10 protein-coding genes and 1 pseudogene are annotated in these 21,201 nt (G+C 50.9%); 8 read left to right on the top strand and 3 right to left on the bottom strand.

Translation table 11 applies throughout. The features are described from left to right. The 3 genes from ACG1VR_RS12300 to ACG1VR_RS12290 all read right to left on the bottom strand — a co-directional run bounded on the left by ACG1VR_RS12300 (position 1) and on the right by ACG1VR_RS12290 (position 5,486). Complete coding sequence (locus tag ACG1VR_RS12300) at positions 1–1,140, bottom strand: inverse autotransporter beta domain-containing protein (RefSeq protein ID WP_395488907.1); 1,140 nt, start codon at positions 1,138–1,140, stop codon at positions 1–3. 262 nt (positions 1,141–1,402) lie between these two features. Further along, the gene (locus tag ACG1VR_RS12295) at positions 1,403–4,861 is read right to left on the bottom strand and encodes an ATP-binding protein (RefSeq protein WP_395488906.1); all 3,459 of its coding nucleotides are present in this window, start codon (positions 4,859–4,861) and stop codon (positions 1,403–1,405) included. After that, on the bottom strand, positions 4,848–5,486 hold the full coding sequence (locus tag ACG1VR_RS12290; RefSeq protein WP_395488905.1) for a response regulator: 639 nt from the start codon (positions 5,484–5,486) through the stop codon (positions 4,848–4,850). Before ACG1VR_RS12290 ends, ACG1VR_RS12295 begins: the two co-directional genes overlap by 14 nt. Positions 5,487–5,885: 399 nt before the next feature. Here ACG1VR_RS12290 and ACG1VR_RS12285 point away from each other — a divergent pair, with 399 nt between their 5' ends. From ACG1VR_RS12285 to ACG1VR_RS12250, 8 genes and pseudogenes are all read left to right on the top strand, one after another. Beyond that, a complete protein-coding gene (locus tag ACG1VR_RS12285) occupies positions 5,886–7,649 on the top strand; it encodes a ShlB/FhaC/HecB family hemolysin secretion/activation protein (RefSeq protein ID WP_395488904.1) in 1,764 nt (587 codons plus the stop codon). Between the two features lie 70 nt (positions 7,650–7,719). Next, positions 7,720–15,726: an ESPR-type extended signal peptide-containing protein gene (locus tag ACG1VR_RS12280; RefSeq protein ID WP_395488903.1), complete on the top strand. Its 8,007-nt coding sequence runs from the start codon at positions 7,720–7,722 to the stop codon at positions 15,724–15,726. Between the two features lie 260 nt (positions 15,727–15,986). Next, positions 15,987–17,795 (top strand): glycosyltransferase, encoded by a 1,809-nt coding sequence (locus ACG1VR_RS12275; RefSeq protein ID WP_395488902.1) that lies wholly within the window; start codon positions 15,987–15,989, stop codon positions 17,793–17,795. Next, entirely contained in the window at positions 17,792–18,271 is a 480-nt protein-coding gene (locus ACG1VR_RS12270) for a DUF2919 family protein (RefSeq protein WP_395488901.1), read from the top strand. The genes ACG1VR_RS12275 and ACG1VR_RS12270 overlap by 4 nt, the downstream gene beginning before the upstream one ends. Further along, a complete protein-coding gene (locus ACG1VR_RS12265) occupies positions 18,264–19,112 on the top strand; it encodes an FkbM family methyltransferase (RefSeq protein WP_395488900.1) in 849 nt (282 codons plus the stop codon). The genes ACG1VR_RS12270 and ACG1VR_RS12265 overlap by 8 nt, the downstream gene beginning before the upstream one ends. Before the next feature lie 52 nt (positions 19,113–19,164). After that, a pseudogene (tnpA, locus tag ACG1VR_RS12260) lies at positions 19,165–19,375 on the top strand (IS200/IS605 family transposase); the annotation flags it as partial. Positions 19,376–19,730: 355 nt separating this feature from the next. Next, positions 19,731–20,006, top strand: a complete 276-nt coding sequence (locus ACG1VR_RS12255; RefSeq protein ID WP_016536335.1) for a metal/formaldehyde-sensitive transcriptional repressor — start codon at positions 19,731–19,733, stop codon at positions 20,004–20,006. Between the two features lie 28 nt (positions 20,007–20,034). Then, positions 20,035–21,153 (top strand): S-(hydroxymethyl)glutathione dehydrogenase/class III alcohol dehydrogenase, encoded by a 1,119-nt coding sequence (locus tag ACG1VR_RS12250; RefSeq protein WP_172570042.1) that lies wholly within the window; start codon positions 20,035–20,037, stop codon positions 21,151–21,153. Positions 21,154–21,201 lie beyond the last annotated feature (48 nt).

Here is a 21,201-nt window from a genome sequence, read left to right as displayed (position 1 = left end):
CTATGTCCCCGAACATCTGTCTACTATGTCCCCGGAACGTACAAGGTGGGAGGGAAGGGCTAGCGTCAGCGGGGAGGATTTCTGATATTCCAGCACAATATAATTGTTGCGCTCGATAAGGTTATATCGGCTGCCTGAAAGCAGGTGGCGCTGCCTGACGGCATCTGTTCTCAACTGCTGTTTCAGCGGTGTTCCCGGTGAATAACTAAGTGTGAGGCCAAACAGGGTTTCACTGCGCCCCTTGCCCGGCAGCGTCCGTTGTCCAGCTTCAAAGGTGACTAATGGAATAGGGTTAAAGAGTATGCTGGCATCAATAACTTCAGGGCTTTTAAAGCGATTAGCGTGCCCGGAGAGACCAACCTCCTGACCATAATAGCGAGTGTAGACAATTTTCCCACCCAGAGCAGGGAAGGCTGGCAGCCAGGCCTCACTGCGAAGGTCAAAGCCTCGGGCGGGTCTTTCGAGATAATCCTCCATTGCTGGCGATGTTTTCCAGTTGCTCAGGGGAAGATATGCATTCCCCAGGAAACGGAGATTATCACGAGAAAATTCAAAGCCGATCCCAAGGCGGCTATGTTGGTGGCTAAGGTCGCGGTCGAAAAAAAGATTAAAACCTACCATTTTGTTGGAAAACCAGTACCGCTGTCCCATTCCCGCGTTGACCATGGTTCGGCTATCTAGCCGACGGGTGCCGATTTGGCTGAATGATAGCGAGTCGTTTGTATCATAAAGCGGTAGTAAAAAATCGAACTCACTCCCTTCCGCTTGCAGTCCCGCTCCGGCATTCAGCCGTAAGTTCGCCGTGCCGAACTGGCTTAAAAAGGATCCCACGGCGTTGCTGACGTGCTGTTGGGCGGTACTCTGGGCGAATGAAAGGGTACTTTGCTTCGCGGACTGGGTTTGCAGATTACTGCCCATGGCACGAAAGGAGGTTGCGAGAGCGGCCTGTGAATTGATTTTTTCGTTCTCCAGCGCCTGCTGCAAAGAGATGCTAATCCTGTGGTGTACATCCTCAGGCGGTGCCGCTGTATAACCGGGGAAGCTCAGGCCAAGGAGTGTTGCTGAAAATGAGGCAATATAAAGCGAAAGAAAAGGGACTTTAGTGAAATAAGAGAGAGCAAATTCTATATGGGTACGCATTTCTTACTCATTGTCGTCCGTGATAATAATCAGGTAACCCGACTTAGCCACTGAATAAAGGCGACAGAATTCCCGGTGAACTGAATGAGCTCAGTCTGAGCGGGCAGGCGCGATAATGCTATCGGCAGTTCCCGGTATGGGGACTGCCTTATCAGAATTATCCTGGTTGTAGTAATAAGAAGCGTTAAAATGAGTCTGTAATTTTTAGTCGCAGTTGTTTAAGGCCACCCTACTAATCGCGACTGGAGTGTGTTTCGAGGGGCTACAAACATTCTGTGCACTCATCAATTATTCCAGTCAACTGATCCAACTGAGACTTGAGGGCTAACCAGGCTTGTGGTGTGTTTGCAGTGTGAGAGCGGACAGCCGCGAGATAATCATCACAACAGGAGACGATATCCAGCCTCTTGATCATGCTCATGGCCCCTTTTAAGCTATGAATATGGTGCCGCGTCCTTTCTTCATCCATATTGTCCTTAATCTCGAGCATGGCGACATCCTCATAGATTGATTCACGTAACTCATGCAGCATGGCTTTTATCGTACCGTGCCTGCCCGAGGCCAACCTTTCAATCTGCCTCATGAAGCGCTGGGCGGGCTGTTTGGTGACAATATCTGACAGGATCATTGTCAGGTGCTGGACAGAAACGGGCTTGATGATGACGCCGGTAGCACCGGCATCCAGATACAACCCGGCATCTTTATGACCTGCGTTCGCGGTATGGATATAACACAATGGAGGGAAGACAAATTTACTTCGTAGATGCCGAAGAACGTCAATCCCGGTGAAGGTCTTCATCTCAAAGTCGCTAATAATGGCATCGGGGATATCGGTTTGGTTAAGGGTGTCCAGCGCGTCAATAGAATCCACCTCTGAAACGACAACGCCCAGCGTTTCGAGCTGGGTTTTGAGTAAAAATCGGCTGGCACGATTGTCTTCTAAAATCGCGACGTGCAGTAGCGTAAAGTCAGCCTCCTGCGGAATGACGAGGATATCAGTCTCTTTCTGAAGGGTATGCTGAAGAGGGATCGTCATTGTTACGCAAGTTCCCTGACCATACTTGCTGCTTAAGGTTATCGTTCCCCCCAGAGCCAGACTAATCTGTCTGCAGATGGCCAGTCCCAGCCCAAACCCGCCATAGCGAGGGTCTGTCAGAGTATCTTCTTGCTCAAATACCTCAAATATGCGCTCGACATGCTCCTCCCTGATACCGGGGCCGGTATCTTTTACCTCAATATCTATGGTTGAATATGTGTCGCTTACTGGCTGAATACGGGTAGAAACTGATACTGAGCCATAATGGGTAAATTTCAGGGCATTGGACAATAAATTGCTGAGCAATTGTTGAATTTTAAGTCGATCGCACAAAAATTGCGTACCGGAAGAAGATTCAAAATGCTGATTAAATTCCAGGCCTTTTTCAGCTGCCCTGATGGCGAATAGCGCCAGCGTATCGTCAAGCAATTGCTGGATATTTACCGATGTTTTTTCATCGTCACGGTCGCTATGTTCGCTACCTTCTTTTGCAAAAGTAATGAGTTGGTCAAGCAGGCCGAGTAATGAAGATGTATTACGAAAGGCAATCTGAGCCTGATGCTCCAGATTGGCTCTCGGCAGGGTTCGGGCTTTACTGCTGATAATCTCCATTAAGCCAATGATAATGGACAGGGGGGTTCTGATTTCATGACTAATTTTAGCCAGGAATAACGTTTTTTCTTCGGCATTGTTGATAGCAATCTGCTTCTCCTGCTTCAGACTGTCTTCAAGTATTTTCTTCTCTGTAAGGTCAATCCATCCACCGAGAATATGCGTTTCGGCATTATCCTGAAAACTGACGGGCAGTGCCCAGAACTTTAAAAATACGTTTCGATCACCCAGAACAAAGCGATTTTCTGACATCACATCACTGTTTTTTTCCAGGGCCAGGGCATGGAGATCGCTGATTGCACCGGTTTTGTCATTAAACAGGTTAAATAAATTTTCAGAGCTTGCCCGGTGGTTATCTACTTTCATCACCAGATATTGTAGCGCTTTATTTCGAAATAGTAATTTTCCGGAGCAATCGGAAATGTAGACAGGGAAAGGCGTTGAGTCGAGGATTGTTGTTAAGGTGTTGTTATATTGCTCGAGGTTTTTCCGCTGCTGCTTACTGAGTTTAACGCGGTAGATAATCAGGCTAATAATAACCATGCAGGTCAGAATAAAGGAGACTGCCAGCCCTACAAATAATGAAATTTTGGGGATAATGGTCGTGGGAGGAGTAATGTTATCGGTCCAGTGGGGGTCAACCGTGCGTAAACTACTGTAGGGTATGTCGCTCATGGTGTCGTTAAGTATGGACTTCAGTATCCCAAAATCCTCGCGCACAGGGAAAGCAATATTAATTGCCGGAATAGCAAGCGGCACTAGCTTAATCTTTCCTAAGTAATAGGTGTCAACCCAATAACGGGCAATAATTTCGGGCGCGATAACGGCATCTGCCGTGTTATTCACAACTAAATTCAGGCCATTTATCATTGTGCCATTAATGGTGATGAGGCGAACGCCGGGTATTTTTTTTAGGAAATAGTCTCTAAGAGTCTGGCCTCTGGGTAGGGCAAGGCGTTTATTGTTTAATGAGAGTATTTCGCTGGTGATAGTGGCATTTTTCCTGACCATTGCGACAAATCGGGTAATTAAAATCGGGTCGGAGAATATGGCTTTATCGTTTTTATCGCCGATAGCTCTGTGGGCACCCATATCAACGCGATGGTTTTTAATATCATCCATCATGTCGCCAACGGTAATGACCGGAACCGGTATAAAAGTAATCCCTGTTTTATTCGATACTGACTTCAAAATCTCAGCGGAAACGCCCTGAAAATTGTCACTATCATCAATATAACCTAAGGGATAGGCGTAGCGGGGAACGGCAACTTTAATCACCGGATGAGCCTTTATCCACTGTTGCTGTTCATAGGATAATGACAGCGGCTTCTGGCTATAGAAATTGGCATAATTAAACCATTTTGTTTCAAAATTGTTAGGTACATGCTCACCCTGGATACGGATGAATTCAGCCAGATCTGTAGCGACGGTCTGAGGAACTTGCCAGGAAACTCTCATGCTATATCTGACTTTTTCCATATTTTCCATAAGATTGGCTGTTAACAGTGAGGGGTATTCACCCAGCAACCTGTCCGCCTGTAGCAGGCTGGAAATATAGACGGCGTTGCTTTTGGTCAGCAGTGCCTCAACTATCGTTTGCTCATTGTCTGTAGGGATTAATTTTGCATGAGGGTATTGGTCAGCAAGGGTGGCGTTGTCAATTTCTTTATCAGAGTAATAAACGGTGGAGTAGGAGGTATTTTCTTTTTTTCGGTTTCTTACCTCGTACAGCGATGAGCGCCAGAGCGTCTGCGGATGAGTGCTAAGTTTACAAGATGAATATTGGGTGAATCCCAGCGCTATTTTGACCTCGCCCTTTCTGAAGGCGGTACAGAGATTTTTTTCATCACTAAATGCCTGGTATGAAAAATTAATGCCGGGATGGGATTTTGAAAATTGATTGAAATAATCAGCAGATAACCCTTTGATTCGCCCGTCATACTCCTGATAAATAAGGGGTTTCATTCCCTCCATATAGCCGACGAGGAGCGTATCCCGGGCGGCTAATACAGAACCAGAAAACAGTATGACTATTACCAGGGTGATTTTTTTAAAGGCATTACAAAATTTCATTATTAATTGTTTTCAGAAAGTCAAGAAACTCGACTTTATTACGGGTGCCGGCTTTTCGGATGATATTTAGCTTGTGGGAGCTGATGGTTTTTTCGCTTAGGTTAAGCCGTCGGCCAATTTCCTTATTCGTCAGGCCGTTAGAGATATGCCGTGCAATATCAAATTCCTGAGGAGTGAGCCGTACCGGGTCGATGTCATCACTTCTCATATGTGCCATATCATCAAAACGAAAGCAGCTATATCCGGACAATACGGCCTTAATTGCCAGGATCAGCTGGCTGATATCTTCCTTTTTACACACGTAGCCGTGGGCGCCAAATTGAACGGCCCGGTTAATGTAGTTGGTTTCATAGAAGCTGGAAAAAATAAGAATTTTGGCGCTGCGGTTGAGAGCGGACGTTTTTACTTTTTTTATCACCGTAAAACCGTCCCGCTCGGGCATAGACAAATCAAGAATAACCAGGTCGAAGGCCATTTCACCGATCAATTTTTCCGCCTGCTGGCTGCTTTCGGCTTCGGTGACGCTATTAACAATGTCCTCACCGGCCAGCATGCCGGCAACGCTCATTCGAATAAATGCATGATCGTCAACCAGCAAAATGTTGTACTTTTTTTTCTGCGTCATCACTCGATTTTCCCAGGATAAATAATGGTAGCTATGCCTCTGATAAATGGTGGTGTCATGTTCTGAGAGAAAGAAATCTTAAACGTGATACCTGTTTTTAAATTTTCGCTGAAAGCGACGGGCTCAGAGCCTGCGTATCCTGGTCGAGGCGAAAAGAAATAGCAATATAGGATTATTCCTGGCTGAAGAGGCTAACTTAATCTCCGGCTGATGTCCATGCATTCATATGAAGCTTATCCTGTGTAAGCAGAAAGCAACCTTGTGGGATATTACTTATTGTCTGTATTTGTTCTGTATTTCTACATTGTTTCGCCCGGTAAAGACCCTGCTTTTCCGGGCTTTTTTTTTATCCCTTCCAGGTTGCACGCGTATACATATCTTCAATAAAAGGAGTACATCATGTCAAAGGAAGCTGTTCCGGCCCGCCGGGTTATCTTCGCTAAGAAACCCCTTGCACTTTATATCCCTGCGGCGCTGTTCCTGTCGCTTGCCCCCCAGGCGTCGGCTAGCCTCTTTGTGCCACCCAACGCGGGTTCCCTCGGGAATGAAGCTCGCCAGGCTGCGCCTGTTCGCACGGTGAGTCCGTCTGCCGTTCATTTTCAGGCTCCCGCTCAGCCGGGTAGTGCGGCTGGTTTATCGTCTGATAACGGCAAACGCGTAGTGCTGCGCACGGTTGATGTTCAGTCTGGCCGTTTGCATAAAGCTGAAGACGATGATGCTCTTAAGGCGTTACTGGCCCCGTCTTTGGGAAAACCACTGTCTTTCTCTGAACTTCAGCTTATGGCTGCTCAGGTCACCAGATATTATCGTGAGCGCGGCTACCTGGTGGCTCGTGCCGTCCTCCCTCCGCAGAACTTAGGCCAGGGCAACATGGTCATTCGTGTGATCGAGGGCACCCTGGATACTCCGGTCGTGGCTAACACATCCCGCCTGAATTCAGACTTTGCAGTCGGCATGATTGAAGCCAACACCTGCAAGAACGACTGTGCAGATTCGGTAGCCGAGCTGGCTCGCATTGAGCGTACGGCGCTGTTGCTCAACGAACTGCCGGGCGTACTGGCTGGCTTATCTCTACAGCCGGGTGGCAGGCCGGGGAGTACGCAAATCAAGGCCGAGCTCACCCCGGGTAAGCCCTACGGTGGCTACATTGGTGCCGATAATATGGGCAATGAGTCCGCAGGGCATAACCGTGCTCTGGGCGGGGCCTACATTAATAACCTGACGGGTTATGGCGACCAGCTGAAAACCGACCTCATGCTGTCCAGTACTGCCGATATCTTTACCGGCTCGCTGGAATATAACGCTCCGGTAAACCATTACGGCACCCGTGCCGGCCTGAACTACAGCCACCTTAACTATGAGCTGAAAGGGCGTTTTTCGCCGCTGGATGCCCATGGGTATTCCGAAACCTGGGATGCATTTGTGACTCATCCCGTTATCCGTACCGCAAAAGCGCGTGTTGATCTCCGCGTCGACGTATTCAACCAGAACCTGAAAGATTCGCTTCTCTCCACAAACCAGCGCCGTGTGGTTAATGCAGGTACGGCCGGGATTAAAGGGGCTGTTGCCTCTACGCCGCAGGGCGTGACCGGTTTTAGCCTGAGCGGGACGGCCGGTAATCTGACGCTTCGCGACGGTCTGGCCCAGCAATATGACGATGCTACGTTAAAAACCAGCGGCGCGTTCAGCCGTATGAACTACCAGCTTAATCATGACCAGGGGCTGAGCGACCATTTCTCCTTCTACAACCAGGTTAGTGGCCAGTTGGCCAGCAAAAACCTCGACAGCTCCCAGAAGATGCTGATGGGCGGACCTAATGGCGTACGCGCTTACGGGCTGGACGATGGCGCGGTGGATAACGGCGCCGTCTTTACCACCGAGATTCGCTCTTACTGGACACCCGCGCTGCCGCAGTGGGCGGGCCAGGGGCATACCGTTACCGTTGCTGCATTCTTCGACCAGGGTATTGGCCAGTACAACCGCAACCCTATGAGCGCCACCAAAGACAATAATCTGAATATGTCGGGCTACGGGGCGTATGTAGCGCTTGCGCGCAGCGCTGATTACAGCGTGAACCTGACCTGGGCACACCGCACCGGTGAAGCTGCAAGCGTTGCGCCAGATAACGATCAGCTGTGGCTCAGCGCCTACAAGGCATTCTGACCCCCCATGTTTAACGCTTCTCTATGCATTCACCTGCTGAGGGGAGTTTATTCACATATGGATATCTATTATGAATAAGAATTTATATAAATTAGTTTTCTGTAAGCGCCTGGGATGCCTGGTTGCTGTAAGTGAGTTTACCAAATCTTATGGGGGATCCTTCCTTGGGACTTCCTCTCCCTCCGCTGGTGCGTTGGGCAAGCTGGGTTCGCGCCTGAGCAAACTGGCATTATTGACAGGTGCCTTACTGGGAACGTTACCCAACCTGGTAATGGCCAACCCTGCGCTGCCGACCAACGGGCAGATTATTAACGGCCAGGGCAGCATCGCCAGCGACGGCACCAACATGACTATCCAGCAGCAGACCGGCAAGCTGGGCATTAACTGGGATACCTTTGATATCGCCAAGGGCCACGGCGTGCTGTTTGTGCAGCCGGATGCCAACAGCATTGCCCTTAACCGGGTGGTGGGGAATACTCCGTCAGAAATTCTGGGCTCGCTTAATGCCAACGGCCAGGTCTTCCTTCTGAACCCGAACGGCGTGCTGTTTGGCAAAGGCGCCCAGGTCAACGTGGGGGGCCTGGTCGCCAGTACCTTGTCCATGAGCGACAAAAACTTTGCTGAAGGCCGCTACGTGCTGGACGCGAACGGAAGCCAGGGCGAAGTTATCAACCAGGGGAACCTGAAAAGCGCCCCCAATGGCTATATAGCCCTGCTGGGCAAGCATGTCAGCAACAGCGGTGAGATCCATACCCCCGGCGGGCGCACGGCGCTGGCCGCGGGTGATACCGTATCGCTGTCAATTAACCAGTCCCAGCTGATTGGCGTGGTGGTTAACACCGCGACGATTAATGCTCTGGTCAGCAACAGCGGGCTTATCCGCGCGGATGGCGGTACTATCCAGCTGACCGCGCGCGGTAAAAACATGCTGATGGATACGGTGGTGAATAACACCGGCATTCTTCAGGCCCAAACGATCGGCACCCACAACGGCAGTATCGTGCTGGATGGCGGGGAAAGCGGCGTGGTGAACCAGGCAGGCTTTCTTGATGCGAGAGGCCTCGCGGCGGGTGAGAAAGCTGGTGGAGTGCTTATTGAAGGACAAAACATTCTTTTGTCTAAAGAGAGCCGTATCGATGCGCGCGGTGACGTAGGCGGCGCGGTTCATATTGGCGGAGGATGGCAGGGGAAAGATCCGGCTATTAAGCACGCCGGTGCCGTTGTAATGCAAAAAGGCGCCACCATTGATGCCTCCGCTACCGGCAACGGTAACGGCGGTGAGGTGGTACTTTGGTCAGATGATTATACGGCGTTCCACGGTACTATCGCGGCGCGGGGCGGCCTGCTGGGCGGCAACGGCGGGAGGGTGGAAACCTCGAGCAAAAACAATCTCCAGGCCTTTGGCGAAGCGGATGCCGGCGCAACGAAGGGCCAGGGCGGACTGTGGCTGCTTGACCCGACGGACGTGACCATCGTGGGTACCGGTGCGGATGCGAATGTAACTACGTCCGTGGGGACGGACACCACATTTACGCCGTCCGCGAACGGCTCACAGATTCTGAATACCAGCATCAATAACAAGCTGAACAATGGGACCAGCGTCACCATCACCACCAACGGCAGCCCGGCGACCGGCAGCCAACTGGGGAACATTACGCTGAACGCGGCCATCGAAAAAACGGCGGGGACAGATGCAACGCTGTCGATGCTGGCGGATGGTAACATCAATATTAATAATAATATTACCTCCACCACCGGCAAGCTGGGTGTGGACCTGCAGTCGGGCAATAACAGCACCATCACGCTGGCGAACAGCACCCTGAATTTAAACGGTGGGGATTTCAGCGCGAAGGGGAAGGCGGGCACCAGTAATCATTCCTTTTCTATGAGTAATAGTACCCTGAATACTGCGGGTAATATGACCGTCGTGGTAACGGCTGTTGGGCGCAATGCAATTTCTTTATTATTAGGATCTTCAATTAATGCGTCATCAGCGACGATTAATGGTACATCTGACAATAACAGTGGCGTTTATTTCGAGGGTGGTAACATATCTGTTAGCAATAGCGTAATAACCGGGACTTCAACATCAAGTGTTGGGGTCATGGGGAGAAGTGATGGGGTAAATACACCCAATTTAGTAATGAATAATTCAACTATTACAGGAACAACTGATACTGGTGTCGGTGTGTATTTCAGTGGTTCAACAATTACTGGAGGTACTATTATTGGCACCAGCCAGGAGGATTCAGGAGTAAGACTATATTCAGATCTTACAAACACTCGTGTTACTGGTAGCAGTACGAATGGTTATGGAGTAGAGCTAGGGGGTTACAGTGTAGCGACAAATAGCACTCTATCCGGAAAGTCAACTAGCGCTGCTGGTTTTCTTATCCAGGACATGGGCTACAGATTAATTAATTCTACCTTGAGCGGGGTTTCTGATTCTGGGCACGGTGGGTATGTTTGGGGGGCGCTAAACAATAATAACAGCACCGTTAATGGCACATCCACCAGCGGTTTAGGTCTTGAATTTATCCAGAATGTTACTAATACCAATGGTGGTTCCATTAATGGTAAAAGCACCGAAAGTACCGGCGTGGTAATTAATAATGCTTCCGTGACCGGGGGCAATATTACCGGGAACTCCACCAACGGCACCGGCCTGGACGTTAAAGGCAACTCGACGCTGAACAACGTCACCGGCACCGGTGGCTCTACCAACGGGACGGGTGCGGATATCTCCGGAAATCTGAGCAACAATAACTCGACCATTAACGGGAACTCCACCAGCGGCAACGGGACGCACATTGACGGCAATGTGACCAACACCAACGGGGCGGGTATCAACGGGACCTCCACCGACAAAGGTGGCCTGGTGATCGACAACGGGACCGTGACCGGGGGGAATATCACCGGGAACTCCACCAACGGCACCGGTCTGGACGTTAACGGCAACTCGACGCTGAATAACGTCACCGGCAACGGCGGGTCGACCAACGGCACGGGTGCGGATATCTCGGGGAACCTGAGCAATAACAACTCGACCATCAGCGGCAACTCGACCAGTGGCAACGGGACGCACATTGACGGCAATGTGACCAACACCAACGGGGCGGGCATCAACGGGACCTCCACCGACAAAGGTGGCCTGGTGATCGACAACGGGACCGTGACCGGGGGGAATATCACCGGGAACTCCACCAACGGCACCGGTCTGGACGTTAACGGCAACAGCACGCTGAACAACGTCACCGGCAACGGGAACTCGACCAACGGGACGGGGGCGGATATCTCCGGGAACCTGAGCAATAACAACTCGACCATCAGCGGCAACTCAACCAGCGGCAACGGGACGCACATTGACGGCAATGTGACCAACACCAACGGGGCGGGGATCAACGGGACCTCCACCGATAAAGGCGGCCTGGTGATTGACAACGGGACCGTGACCGGGGGGAACATTACCGGGAACTCCACCAACGGCACCGGTCTGGACGTTAACGGCAACTCGACGCTGAATAACGTCACCGGCAACGGCGGGTCGACCAACGGCACGGGTGCGGATATCTCGGGGAACCTGAGCAATAACAACTCGACCATCAGCGGCAACTCGACCAGTGGCAACGGGACGCACATTGACGGCAATGTGACCAACACCAACGGGGCGGGCATCAACGGGACCTCCACCGACAAAGGTGGCCTGGTGATCGACAACGGGACCGTGACCGGGGGGAATATCACCGGGAACTCCACCAACGGCACCGGTCTGGACGTTAACGGCAACAGCACGCTGAACAACGTCACCGGCAACGGGAACTCGACCAACGGGACGGGGGCGGATATCTCCGGGAACCTGAGCAATAACAACTCGACCATCAGCGGCAACTCAACCAGCGGCAACGGGACGCACATTGACGGCAATGTGACCAACACCAACGGGGCGGGGATCAACGGGACCTCCACCGATAAAGGCGGCCTGGTGATTGACAACGGGACCGTGACCGGGGGGAACATTACCGGGAACTCCACCAACGGCACCGGCCTGGATATCAACGGCAACAGCACGCTGACCAATGCCACCGGGAACGGCAGTTCCACCAACGGTACGGGTGCGGATATCTCCGGGAACCTGACTAATAACAACAGCACCATTAACGGCAACTCGACCAGTGGCAACGGGACGCACATTGACGGCAATGTGACCAACACCAACGGGGCGGGTATCAACGGGACCTCCACCGACAAAGGTGGCCTGGTGATTGACAACGGGACCGTGACCGGGGGGAATATTACCGGGACCTCCAACAACGGCACCGGTCTGGATATCAACGGTAACAGCACGCTGACCAATGCCACCGGTAACGGCAGTTCCACCAACGGCACGGGTGCGGATATTTCCGGCAACCTGACCAATAACAACTCGACCATTAACGGTAACTCCACCAGCGGCAACGGGACCCACATTGACGGTAAAGTGGACGGTAACGGAGCCATCACCGGTAACGCCAGCAATAACGGCGCGGGCGTGGTGCTGGACAATGGGTCGGTCAACGGCGGCAATATTACCGGGACCTCCACCAACGGCACCGGTCTGGATATCAACGGTAACAGCACGCTGACCAATGCCACCGGTAACGGCAGTTCCACCAACGGCACGGGTGCGGATATCTCCGGGAACCTGACCAACAACAACTCGACCATTAACGGTAACTCGACCAACGGCAACGGGACCCACATTGACGGCAATGTGACCAACACCAACGGGGCGGGTATCAACGGGACCTCCACCGATAAAGGCGGCCTGGTGATCGACAATGGTACCGTGACGGGCGGGAATATCACCGGGAACTCCACCAACGGCACCGGCCTGGATATCAACGGCAACAGTACGCTGAACAACGTCACCGGCAACGGCGGCTCGACCAACGGGACGGGTGCGGATATCTCCGGCAACCTGAGCAATAACAACTCGACCATTAACGGCAACTCCACCAGCGGCAACGGGACCCACATTGACGGCAATGTGACCAACACCAACGGGGCGGGCATCAACGGGACCTCCACCGACAAAGGCGGCCTGGTGATCGACAACGGGACCGTGACGGGCGGGAACATTACCGGGAACTCCACCAACGGCACCGGCCTGGATATCAACGGCAACAGTACGCTGAACAACGTCACCGGCAACGGCGGCTCCACCAACGGCACGGGTGCGGATATTTCCGGTAACCTGAGCAACAACAACTCGACCATTAACGGCAACTCGACCAGTGGCAACGGGACGCACATTGACGGCAATGTGACCAACACCAACGGGGCGGGTATCAACGGGACCTCCACCGACAAAGGTGGCCTGGTGATTGACAACGGGACCGTGACCGGGGGGAACATTACCGGGAACTCAACCAACGGCACCGGCCTGGATATCAACGGCAACAGTACCGTGAAGGACACGACGGCCAAGGGTAATTCCACCAACGGTACGGGTGCGGATATCTCCGGGAACCTGACCAATAACAACTCGACCATTAACGGTAACTCGACCAGCGGGAACGGGACGCACATTGACGGCAATGTGACCAACACCAACGGGGCGGGCATCAACGGGAATGCCAGCAACAACGGCAGTGGCCTGGTGATCGACAACGGAACCGTGACCGGCGGGAATATCTCCGGCGAGTCGAACAACGGCACCGGTCTGGATATCAACGGCAACAGTACGCTGAACAATGTCACCGGCAACGGTGATTCGACCAACGGTGCGGGCGTGGATATCTCGGGTAACCTGAGCAACAACAACTCGACCATTAACGGCAACTCCACCAACGGTAACGGGACCCAGATCGACGGCAATGTGACCAATACCAATGGATCGTCCATCAACGGGAATGCCAGCAACAACGGCAGTGGCCTGGTGATCGACAACGGAACCGTGACCGGCGGGAATATCTCCGGCGAGTCGAACAACGGCACCGGTCTGGATATCAACGGCAACAGTACGCTGAACAATGTCACCGGCAACGGCGACTCGACCAACGGCGCGGGCGTGGATATCTCGGGTAACCTGAGCAATAACAACTCGACCATTAACGGCAACTCCACCAACGGTAACGGGACCCAGATCGACGGCAATGTGACCAATACCAATGGGTCGTCCATCAACGGAAATGCCAGCAACAACGGCAGTGGCCTGGTGATCGACAACGGAACGGTGACGGGCGGGAATATCTCCGGCGAGTCGAACAACGGCACCGGTCTGGATATCAACGGCAACAGTACGCTGAACAACGTCACCGGCAACGGCGACTCGACCAACGGCGCGGGCGTGGATATCTCGGGTAACCTGAGCAACAACAACTCGACCATTAACGGCAACTCGACCAACGGCAACGGGACCCACATTGACGGCAATGTGACCAACACCAACGGGGCGGGTATCAACGGGAATGCCAGCAACAACGGCAGCGGCCTGGTGATTGACAACGGAACCGTGACCGGGGGGAATATCTCCGGCGAGTCGAACAACGGCACCGGTCTGGATATCAACGGCAACACGACGCTGAACAACGTCACCGGCAACGGCGACTCGACCAACGGCGCGGGTGTGGATATCTCGGGTAACCTGAGCAATAACAACTCGACCATTAACGGCAACTCGACCAACGGCAACGGGACCCACATTGACGGCAATGTGACCAACACCAACGGGGCGGGTATCAACGGGAATGCCAGCAACAACGGCAGCGGCCTGGTGATTGACAACGGAACCGTGACCGGCGGAAATATCTCCGGCGAGTCGAACAACGGCACCGGTCTGGATATCAACGGCAACAGTACGCTGAACAATGTCACCGGCAACGGCGGCTCGACCAACGGCGCGGGTGTGGATATCTCGGGTAACCTGAGCAACAACAACTCGACCATTAACGGCAACTCGACCAACGGTAACGGGACCCAGATCGACGGCAATGTGACCAATACCAATGGATCGTCCATCAACGGGAATGCCAGCAACAACGGCAGTGGCCTGGTGATCGACAACGGAACGGTGACGGGCGGGAATATCTCCGGCGAGTCGAACAACGGCACCGGTCTGGATATCAACGGCAACAGTACGCTGAACAATGTCACCGGCAACGGCGGCTCGACCAACGGCGCGGGTGTGGATATCTCGGGTAACCTGAGCAACAACAACTCGACCATTAACGGCAACTCGACCAACGGTAACGGGACCCAGATCGACGGCAATGTGACCAATACCAATGGATCGTCCATCAACGGGAATGCCAGCAACAACGGCAGTGGCCTGGTGATCGACAACGGAACGGTGACGGGCGGGAATATCTCCGGCGAGTCGAACAACGGCACCGGTCTGGATATCAACGGCAACAGTACGCTGAACAATGTCACCGGCAACGGCGACTCGACCAACGGCGCGGGCGTGGATATCTCGGGTAACCTGAGCAACAACAACTCGACCATTAACGGCAACTCGACCAACGGTAACGGGACCCACATTGATGGCAATGTGACCAACACCAATGGGTCGTCCATCAATGGTAATTCCACCAATGGGACGGGTACGCTGGTTGATAATGGATCAATAACGGGGGGTAATATTACGGGTGAATCAACGCATAAAGATGGCATTATGTTCAGAAAACCGTCAACCATTATAGATGCAAATATTACCGGCGGAAGTATTGACGGAAACGGGATTGACAGTGACTACGATCTTGAAGGCAATACGATATCGGGGCATTCAGTCAATGGAAAAGGGGAGAATGTTACCAAAAATGCTACCGGGCTGGTTATTAAGCCTAAACCTATTAACCCAGTCGGTCCGGTAACTCCGGTTGACCCGGTTACTCCGGTCGGCCCGGTGATTCCACCTAAGCCTGGAAATGCAGCCTATGGTCAGAGCGGCACTGCGCTGGAGAAACAGAAAGATACACCGGTTGTATTAAGCAAGCTGAATGATGAATCGCAGAGTGCGGTCACGACCGTACGCCTGTGTGACGAAAGCGGCAATGATTGCAGAATTATCACCCTGGACACGAAAAAACCGCAGTAACAATATCTTTCTTGAGTAATGTGATGCCGCCCTAACTGGGGCGGCATTTTTATTGAACGCAGTTGTTAGGATTTTTCCTGGTAATTACTTTTCCAGGGGGCGGTTGTCCCATACTTTCGGGTGGGAATAGTCTGTATTATAGAGCGATTGAATGTCTTATTCTCCAAAGCATCTTATCTAATGCATTGTGAAGGGTAGGGCTTTATTTTTCTGTGAAACAGATCATTGCTTAGAAAAGCATTTATATATCAAGGAATAGAATGTCCAGTCCTCAAAAAGAATTTTCCCTTGCGCTATTTGAATATCAGGTAGCCCATCGTAGACATGAAGATGCTGGCCGTTCGCTGATGTCTTTATTGAATGCCCTCGATCGCCATTACGGAAAGTGGACCGCTTTTGGTGAAGATTTAAATAATATTGAACCATACGTTTATTGCAACAGAGCGGCAGCGGCTATATCTGCACTGTTTTCAGATCCGGATTTTGAACTTTCAGAAAATGGATTTGTTCTGATGATGAACCTGCATCGCTGGATGGCAGCGTTATTTGCCGGGTCTTCGTTTGGGCATGCTGACCATGTTATAACAAGTCTTAATCAGGCCGGTGAGGCACAGGCTCATCCATTGCGATTTGAAGGCAATAACTTTTATAAGTTTTGCATGATGTATTTTCCAGATTCAAATATCCCGCTACAGCCGGACGCATTGTGGAGTTATAAGCCGAAAGCTACTGCGGCGCTATGCCTTGCTATGTTGTCTCCCCGTATGGCCGTTAGCGAGCAGAGTCATGCAAAGAAAGAGCAGCTTCTCGCATGGCTGCCACCTAAATTACTTGAGTTAGACGATCTCTCAGGTTTGCCTGAAAATATCATTCACGATGTTTATATGCATTGCAGCTATGCAGACCTGCCAGAAAAACATGCAATTAAAGGCAGCCTGAACTACCATCTCCGTAAATCGCTCCATAAAAAAGGGTTAAGTGATATAACCAGTCTTCCGCCGGTGCGTGAAAAACCCGTCATGCTGGTCGTTCTGGAATGGTTTAATAGCGGCCATTCTATTTATAGAACACATTCCAGTACCCTGCGAGCCGCCAGGGCTCAGTTCGTCACACACGGCGTAGCGTTACCGGATACAACTGACGAGATAACACGCGGAGTATTTGATGAATTTACACAGGTTAATTACGGCAGTTCTGTGGCCGAAATTGTTGAGCTAGCGAATAAAATAAAACCAGATGTAATTTATTTCCCAAGTATTGGAATGTTCCCGTTAACCATACTGCTAACAAATCTAAGACTGGCACCATTGCAAGTTATGGCACTTGGGCACCCCGCTACCACAAACTCTGCATTTATTGATGCGGTTCTTGTAGAAGAAGATTATCTTGGTGACCCTGGCTGCTTTAGTGAGCGGGTTGTCGCGTTGCCTAAAGATTGTTTACCTTATGTACCACCGGCAAATATTAAGATACCCGAGATAATCTGGCCTAAACCAAAGCGTGATAAAATTCATGTGGCTGTATGTGCCTCAATTATGAAAATCAACCCCGGATTCTTGCATGCATGCCAGCGCATTCAGGCTGATTCTAAAAGAATGATTGAATTTCATTTTCTTGTCGGTTTTAGCCATGGATTAATGCACCTGGCGCTTGAAAAAGCTGTCCATAATTATTTACCAGATGCAAAGGTGTATGCTCAGTTAGGGTATAACGATTATCTCGGCGTAATTAATTCTTGTGATATGTTTATCAACCCATTCCCGTTTGGTAATACGAATGGCATTGTTGATACCGTACGCCAGGGGCTTCCGGGGGTTTGTCTTACCGGGCCTGAAGTTCATGAACATATAGATGAAGGTTTGTTCAATCGACTTGATTTACCTGCTCAGTTAGTGACTCGCTCCGTGCAGGAGTATACTGATATGGTAATTAAACTGATTGATGATACAGTGTTACGCAATCGTATTGCTCGCCATATCATGAATATTAATCCTGATAATGTTCTATTCCAGGGGCACCCCGAACAATTTGGGCCAATTGTTTTGTCCTTGTATAAGGAAAAATCATGAAGCACTCTTACTTTTCGGAGCATGATTATAATGCTAATGGGGAGCTAACGCTTCCGTGGTATCATTGGGTGCTGATGCTGATACAGGGTAAAGCATGGGTAACAACCCTGGTTTTTGCTTATATTGGGATCGATATCCCGCAAGATATCTCATCTGTATTTTGGCCTTATGCAATATGCTTTTATATCTCGCTATTAGCGGGTCTGCCGTGCCTGATATGTGCGTTTGTTTATTACTTCCGCAGCAAAGCAAGCAATATATGGAGAGTTTGTTACTTTACCATACTTGCAGGTAGCATCATCAGTATCTTTATGACTACCGGAATGTGGCTGGGTGGGCCAGGATTCGATAATGAACTTGCGCTCATATTGCTGATTCCCGACATCCTCTGCCTTGTTATGTATACATTTAATCAGAGATTGCTTGATGTTTTCTTTCCTTTCAAAATAGTCAAAGGGCGGAGTAGTAATGCATAAACTATCACTGGAGCAAATATTAAGCGCTGAAGAAAAAACCAGAGTTGTAGATATAGGTGCAAACCCATGTGACGGTGACCCGCCATACAGTATATTAATGAAAAAAGGGATTGCCAATGTTGTCGGGTTTGAACCGCAGCCGGAAGCTTATGCTGCACTTATGGAGATGGCTAGCGCCTCGGTTACTTTCCTTCCTTATGCTATTGGGGATGGAAATGAACATATACTCTATCTATATAAATACAGCGGGTTAGCGTCCCTTTTTCTCGCTAACCCAGTCATGTTTGGCCTCAGCTCCAATTATCGTGCCGGGCAATATAGTGATGTCAAAGAGCAAATACCTATTTCGACTCGGCGTCTTGATGATATCAATGAAATAGAACGCATTGATTTACTTAAAATGGATGTGCAGGGCAGTGAGTTAAGTATATTACAACATGGCGTGGATACACTCAGGAACACATTGGTTGTTCAGCTTGAGGTCTCTTTCCTCCCTCTGTATCTAGGCCAGCCCTCGTTTGGTGATATTGATCTTGAGATGCGCAGGCAGGGCTTTTTGCCTCATTGTATTGCTGCTCAAAAAAATATGTTTTTGTATCCCGTCAGCCACTGTGGAGACAAACCCGCAAATCAGTTGCTGGAAATGGATATGGTGTATGTTAAAGACTTTACTGATATGTCCGTGTTCACAGCAGAGCAGCTGAAACAGATGGCTATAATAATGCATTATTGCTACGGCTCAGTGGATATGGTGATACGCTGCATACATTCTTTGGAGATAATAACAGGTCGCTCTTATCTTCCTGATTATCTTCTTTTGCTGGAGAGTCAACAGCATTAAAAGATAACTGCGTAATTATATACCACCTCCTGGGGAGGTGGTGTTTTACACGGCAATCTACATTCTCTGCGGAAAAAAGATTATAAGATTCTGAAATAAAATGTTCAGCCTGATCGCGTGCATCTGCTTGTAATTATCCCACCGAAAATCTCGATATAAAATCTGAAAGGCCGTAGCGCCAGACTCTGCACTCGTTTTCCACACATAAAAAAGAAGCTATAGGGCAACAATTTTGGGTCCATGGTTACTTTGTTGATACGGTGGAAGGGGACAGTCCGTATATGAGTTCTTTATGCCATGCACAAAAAAATGGGCAGAGAGGTTATCTGCCCGAAAATTTGAAGAAGAGTAAAGCCACCTGTGACATCGACTCAGAACGAACGGAAAGGGACATCCTTAATCACGGGTTAACAACAGACTATCGTATGCCACTGTATTCTTTATATCAGCAGGGGCTGATTGTTCTCCCCTGACCCAGGAATTATCCGAATATCGCCTGATAGGCGCGCATTGCTCTTCCTGTGTTTCTCAGACCGCATAACAACATAGTTAATAGTAAATTATCAATCTGCTGTAAACTCATGTACTATACCCCCCTACAGTATATAGGGGGCGAATATGCCACACTCACCCGAAGACAAAAAACGCATTCTCACCCGCGTCCGGCGTATTCGCGGCCAGACGGAAGCGCTGGAGCGCGCGCTGGAAAGCGGCGAGCCGTGTCTCGCTATTTTGCAGCAGATCGCCGCCGTTCGCGGCGCAGCCAACGGGTTGATGGGCGAAATGATGGAAATTCACCTCAAAGATGAGCTGGTCACCGGCGACACTTCAGAAGACCAGCGCGCGCTGCGTATGGCGGAAGTCGGGACTTTAATCCGCTCTTATCTAAAATAAAAACACCCTCACCAAAAGGAAGAGAGTTATGAAATCACGTGCTGCGGTGGCCTTTGGGCCGGGTAAACCACTGGAAATTGTTGAACTTGATGTTGCTCCACCACAGAAAGGCGAAGTGCTGGTAAAAATCACCCATACCGGCGTTTGCCATACCGACGCGTTTACCCTGTCCGGCGATGATCCGGAAGGCGTCTTCCCTGCGGTACTGGGCCATGAAGGCGGCGGTATCGTGGTAGAAGTGGGCGAGGGCGTTACCAGCCTGAAGCCGGGCGACCACGTTATCCCTTTATACACCGCCGAATGCCGCGAATGTAAGTTCTGTAAGTCCGGCAAAACTAACCTCTGCCAGGCGGTTCGCGCTACCCAGGGTAAAGGCCTGATGCCGGACGGCACCACCCGTTTCTCCTACAACGGCGAGCCTATTTATCACTATATGGGCACCAGCACCTTCAGCGAATACACCGTGGTGGCCGAGATCTCTCTGGCTAAAGTTAACCCGCAGGCGCCGCTGGATAAAGTCTGCCTGCTGGGCTGCGGCGTCACTACCGGCATCGGCGCGGTACACAATACGGCTAAAGTGAAAGAAGGCGACAGCGTTGCTGTGTTCGGCCTCGGCGGTATTGGCCTGGCGGTTATTCAGGGCGCGGTACAGGCAAAAGCTGGCCGCATTATTGCCGTTGATACCAACCCGGAAAAATTCAAGCTGGCACGCGAAATGGGCGCCACCGACTGCATCAATCCGAAGGATTATGAGAAACCAATCCAGGACGTGATTGTAGAATTAACCGACGGCGGCGTGGACTTCAGCTTTGAGTGTATCGGCAACGTGAACGTGATGCGTTCCGCGCTGGAATGCTGCCATAAAGGCTGGGGCGAGAGCGTGATTATCGGCGTAGCCGGTGCCGGTCAGGAAATCAAAACTCGTCCGTTCCAGCTGGTGACCGGGCGCGTGTGGCGCGGTTCCGCGTTTGGCGGCGTGAAAGGGCGCACTCAACTGCCGGGTATGGTAGAAGATGCGATGGCCGGGAAAATTAACCTCGACCCGTTCATTACCCACCGCCTGCCGCTGGAGCAGATCAACGAGGCGTTTGACCTGATGCACGAAGGCAAGTCTATTCGTACCGTTATTCATTTCGGCGACAAATAATCAAAAAAAGGGAAAGCGCGATGCTTTCCCTCAGGTTGCAAATGAAGG

Origin of the sequence: Cedecea davisae, from assembly GCF_044095835.1 — a bacterium.
GTDB classification, from domain to species: Bacteria; Pseudomonadota; Gammaproteobacteria; order Enterobacterales; family Enterobacteriaceae; genus Cedecea; species Cedecea davisae.
This window is presented reverse-complemented; position numbering and strand designations above follow the sequence as displayed.

What these genes read in the sequence shown, in the direction of transcription:
- ACG1VR_RS12300 (WP_395488907.1), bottom strand. Translation starts at nt 1,140, where the DNA reads ATGCGTACCCATATAGAATTTGCTCTCTCTTATTTCACTAAAGTCCCT.
- ACG1VR_RS12295 (WP_395488906.1), bottom strand. Translation starts at nt 4,861, where the DNA reads ATGAAATTTTGTAATGCCTTTAAAAAAATCACCCTGGTAATAGTCATA.
- ACG1VR_RS12290 (WP_395488905.1), bottom strand. Translation starts at nt 5,486, where the DNA reads ATGACGCAGAAAAAAAAGTACAACATTTTGCTGGTTGACGATCATGCA.
- ACG1VR_RS12285 (WP_395488904.1), top strand. Translation starts at nt 5,886, where the DNA reads ATGTCAAAGGAAGCTGTTCCGGCCCGCCGGGTTATCTTCGCTAAGAAA.
- ACG1VR_RS12280 (WP_395488903.1), top strand. Translation starts at nt 7,720, where the DNA reads ATGAATAAGAATTTATATAAATTAGTTTTCTGTAAGCGCCTGGGATGC.
- ACG1VR_RS12275 (WP_395488902.1), top strand. Translation starts at nt 15,987, where the DNA reads ATGTCCAGTCCTCAAAAAGAATTTTCCCTTGCGCTATTTGAATATCAG.
- ACG1VR_RS12270 (WP_395488901.1), top strand. Translation starts at nt 17,792, where the DNA reads ATGAAGCACTCTTACTTTTCGGAGCATGATTATAATGCTAATGGGGAG.
- ACG1VR_RS12265 (WP_395488900.1), top strand. Translation starts at nt 18,264, where the DNA reads ATGCATAAACTATCACTGGAGCAAATATTAAGCGCTGAAGAAAAAACC.
- ACG1VR_RS12255 (WP_016536335.1), top strand. Translation starts at nt 19,731, where the DNA reads ATGCCACACTCACCCGAAGACAAAAAACGCATTCTCACCCGCGTCCGG.
- ACG1VR_RS12250 (WP_172570042.1), top strand. Translation starts at nt 20,035, where the DNA reads ATGAAATCACGTGCTGCGGTGGCCTTTGGGCCGGGTAAACCACTGGAA.